The organism is Synechococcus sp. F70.1 (assembly GCF_047502745.1).
Taxonomy (GTDB): Bacteria; Cyanobacteriota; Cyanobacteriia; order Thermostichales; family Thermostichaceae; genus Thermostichus.
The window spans coordinates 1-3,228 of the sequence record NZ_JANSJL010000029.1; the positions used below are offsets into that span (position 1 = coordinate 1).

Annotated in this window: 5 protein-coding genes; all 5 read left to right on the forward strand. The window is 54.6% G+C overall.

From position 1 onward, the window contains the following. Positions 1-501 (forward strand): Uma2 family endonuclease (locus NW860_RS01690; protein WP_414512019.1); only part of this gene is annotated, 501 nt, incomplete at its 5' end. A gap of 43 nt (positions 502-544) precedes the next feature. Further along, entirely contained in the window at positions 545-1,129 is a 585-nt protein-coding gene (locus tag NW860_RS01695; protein WP_414395677.1) for a Uma2 family endonuclease, read from the forward strand. Between the two features lie 27 nt (positions 1,130-1,156). Continuing rightward, positions 1,157-1,765 (forward strand): Uma2 family endonuclease, encoded by a 609-nt coding sequence (locus NW860_RS01700; protein WP_414512021.1) that lies wholly within the window; start codon positions 1,157-1,159, stop codon positions 1,763-1,765. Positions 1,766-1,813: 48 nt separating this feature from the next. Continuing rightward, the gene (locus NW860_RS01705) at positions 1,814-2,389 is read left to right on the forward strand and encodes a hypothetical protein (protein ID WP_414512022.1); all 576 of its coding nucleotides are present in this window, start codon (positions 1,814-1,816) and stop codon (positions 2,387-2,389) included. A gap of 110 nt (positions 2,390-2,499) precedes the next feature. Continuing rightward, the coding region (locus tag NW860_RS01710; protein WP_414512024.1) for a PAS domain-containing protein at positions 2,500-3,228 on the forward strand (729 nt) is incomplete at its 3' end.

Below are 3,228 nucleotides of genomic sequence, written 5' to 3' on the forward strand. Positions count from 1 at the left end.
GGGCAAGCTGTTCCCAAACATGAACCCATGTCGCCAAGGCGCTTCCACGCTCGTCTTCAGCCTATCTTGTGGCGAATCCTTGAGGACTGGTGTTCCGCTGCTGAGTGTCCCAAGCCGAGATCCGCTCACACTGAATGGGCGATTGTCCTAAGTCGACAAGGGGAGCCCTGGATCCCGGTTCCGGATATCACCTACATCTCCAATGAGCGATTGCCAATTGAAGCCATGGCCGATGAGCCCTGTTCTGCCATTCCTGAACTGGTGGTTGAGATCCTTTCTCCAGAGCAGAGTTTTGGGGCTGTACTTCAAAAAGCAGCAGATTATCTGGAGGCCGGGATCCCCCGCGTTTGGATTGTGGATCCGCAGGCCAAGAGCATCACAGTCTTCTACCCCGATGCCCCGCCAAAGACCTTTACGGGATCCCAAGCTATTCAAGAGGATTTCTTGCCGGGCTTGAAGGTTGTTCCTCAGGATGTATTTGCCCAAGCGCGGATCCCTTAGCGAGCAGCAACCTCAAACAGCAAAAGATAAGGAGGATCTCCCGATGCTATCAACTACAGAGCCGCTGGTTTCAGGTCAAAAACTGACTCCCGAGCAGTTTCTAGCCTTGCCAGAGGGAGATGTTACCTATGAGCTGGTCGATGGACAAGCCGTCCCCAAGGATGCGCCCATGTCGCCCCAAAGGTTTCATGCCTCCCTGCAGAAACGACTGCTTTGGATCCTGGATGCATGGTGTCAGGGTAAGGGGGATGTGTACACAGAGTTGGCGATTGTTTTGCAGCGGCAAGGGAAAGAATGGTTTCCGGTTCCCGACCTACTCTATGTTTCCTTTGAGCGCTGGCCAGCCCAGCATACCCAAGATGGACCTTGTCCGGTAGCTCCTGAGTGGGTGATTGAGATCCTTTCTCCTGGCCAAAGCTTTGGGGCGATGCTTCAGAAAGTAGCCGATTACTTGGATGCGGGCGTCCCCCGAGTTTGGGTGGTGGATCCCCAAGCTAAGAGCATCACAGTCTTTTATCCCGATGCCCCACCGCGGACATTTACTGGATCCCAAGTGATTCAGGATGAGTTCCTCCCAGGTCTAGCGGTTGTCCCGCAGGATGTGTTTGCCCAAGCGAGGATCCCTTAGTTGTTTTAGCTATTTGAGAGGGTTACCATGATTGAAGCTCTAGAAGGGCTAGCGCAAGAGCTTGCTGAAAACTCTGCAGCAGTTCCTCGGAAGATTTGGACGGATGAAGAGTTTATGGCCCTGCCCGATGATAGCAATCGCTATGAAGTTGTGAACGGGGAACTAGTTACCGTGGGCTCAGCAGGTGCAAAGCATGGATACTATGTAAGTTTGATTCACATCATCCTAGGCGCCTACGTCCGCAGCCAGAAGCTCGGCTTTACTTTCGACGCTGATACCTCGTTTAAAATGAAATCTGGCAACCGCCGCTCCCCAGATTGTTCTTTTTTCTCCAAAGAGCGATTGCGATCCCTTGGCGGGATCCCCAAGGGCTACATCGAGGGAGCTCCGGACCTAGCTATAGAGGTTCTCTCTGAGGCCAATACTGTAGGAGAGATCCACGACAAAATTGTCGAGTACTTTGAGAACGGATCCCGGCTTGTTTGGGTCATTCATCCCGAAGAAAAGTATGTTTTAGTCTACCGCCAGCCTGAGCCCGCAGCATTGAAGCGGCCAGGGGACATTCTGGAAGGCGAAGAGGTGATCCCTGGTTTTGCCTTGGATTTGTCAGAGTTTTTTGCCGAGCCTGAGTTCTAGGGTTCTAAGGCACCTGGTAAACTGGCCCCAAAAACGGGATCCGCTTTCATGGCACCACTTCACCTGCAAGTCCTGGAGCGCAACCCCAGACGGCTGCGGATTGCCCTGCAAAGGTTTACCCCTGAGCAACTAGCCTGGCGGGTGGTTGTGGGCCTAGGGCTGTTGGCGCTGGGATCCCAGCTGTGGGCTCGTTCGCTGCTCTTGGGGTTGGTGCTTGTGGGGGTGGGCCTATGGACTGGGATCCCTTGGGGGTTGGGGCAAATCTTGAGCTTGGATCGCGAAAACCAACGGGTCACCTTAACCCGTCTGCGTGGCCCTTGGGGAATTTGGCGGCAGCAGGCGTTCTCCTATCCCTTGGCTCAATTGCAAGGGGTGCGGATACATCGGGTAGGCTGGGAGGTCTTAGACAACCAAGCCCAAGAGAGTTTCCAAGTCCAAAGTCAGGTGCGGCTCCAGTTTCGCGAAGACCCTTCCCAACCTGATCCAAAAGAGGAGGTCATCGCTTGCTTCAATAGCCAAGTAGGCGTCAAAGGGAGCGAGCCAGAGGCTTTCGTGCTCTCTCAGCGGCTGGTGGGCTGGATTCAGGCATATCTAGGAAATCCAAAAAAGAACCCCTTGTCCTAAAGCTCCCTTGTCAGGGGATACTGTCCTCCCCAGGGAGATAGCGGAAATGCTGGCACAATGCCTGAGTCTAGGTTAGAAATGCTACCGATTAATCGGCCAGCCTAACTTCTATGAGCGTCCCTAGGGATTTGGTTAACCTGATTACCTTACTCAGCCAGAACACCTTGCCCACTTGGCTTTGGCTAGTCCTTTGGGGATCTTCTCTAGCAGTGCTGATCTACTGGCAAAGGCGGCGGCTGCAGCAAGCTCAGCTGGGCTTTGCAGACATCGTCATGCTGGCGCGGGCGGATACAACGGTTGTGGAGTGCAACGAAACTTGTCGGAAGGTTTTAGGCGATTGGCGGGGCAGGCGCTGGCTTGAGGCCCTGCCAGTAGAGGAGCAAGAGGAGGTGCGGCAGAAAATAGCCCAGCTCACTCCTCAGCACCCCTTCTTTAGCCAAGTCAGTAGGTTAATAGATGGGCGGGGAGAGGTGCGCTGGTTTGAGTGGGTCAACCAGGGCATCTTTGACTGGCGGGGCCAGTTGCAGTTTATTCGTGGGCTAGGCCGAGACATTACCGAGAAGAAGCAATGGGAAGAAAACCTGCGGCTGCGGGAAGCCCAACTGCGCGCTGTGCTAGATGCCCTGCCGTTATCGGTGTGGGCCAGGGATCCTCAAGGAGTGCTGATTTTACAAAATGCCACCGACCGCGCCTGGTTTGGCGATCTGCTGGGCACTTCTTTGGAGGCAGTGGCTCAAGAACACGGGGACTGGCAAGAGTATGTCGCCCGCGCCCTTCGAGGGGAAGTTGTCAAGTACGAGGGGAAAGAGCTCGTTCAGGGAGAAGAGCGCTATACCTAT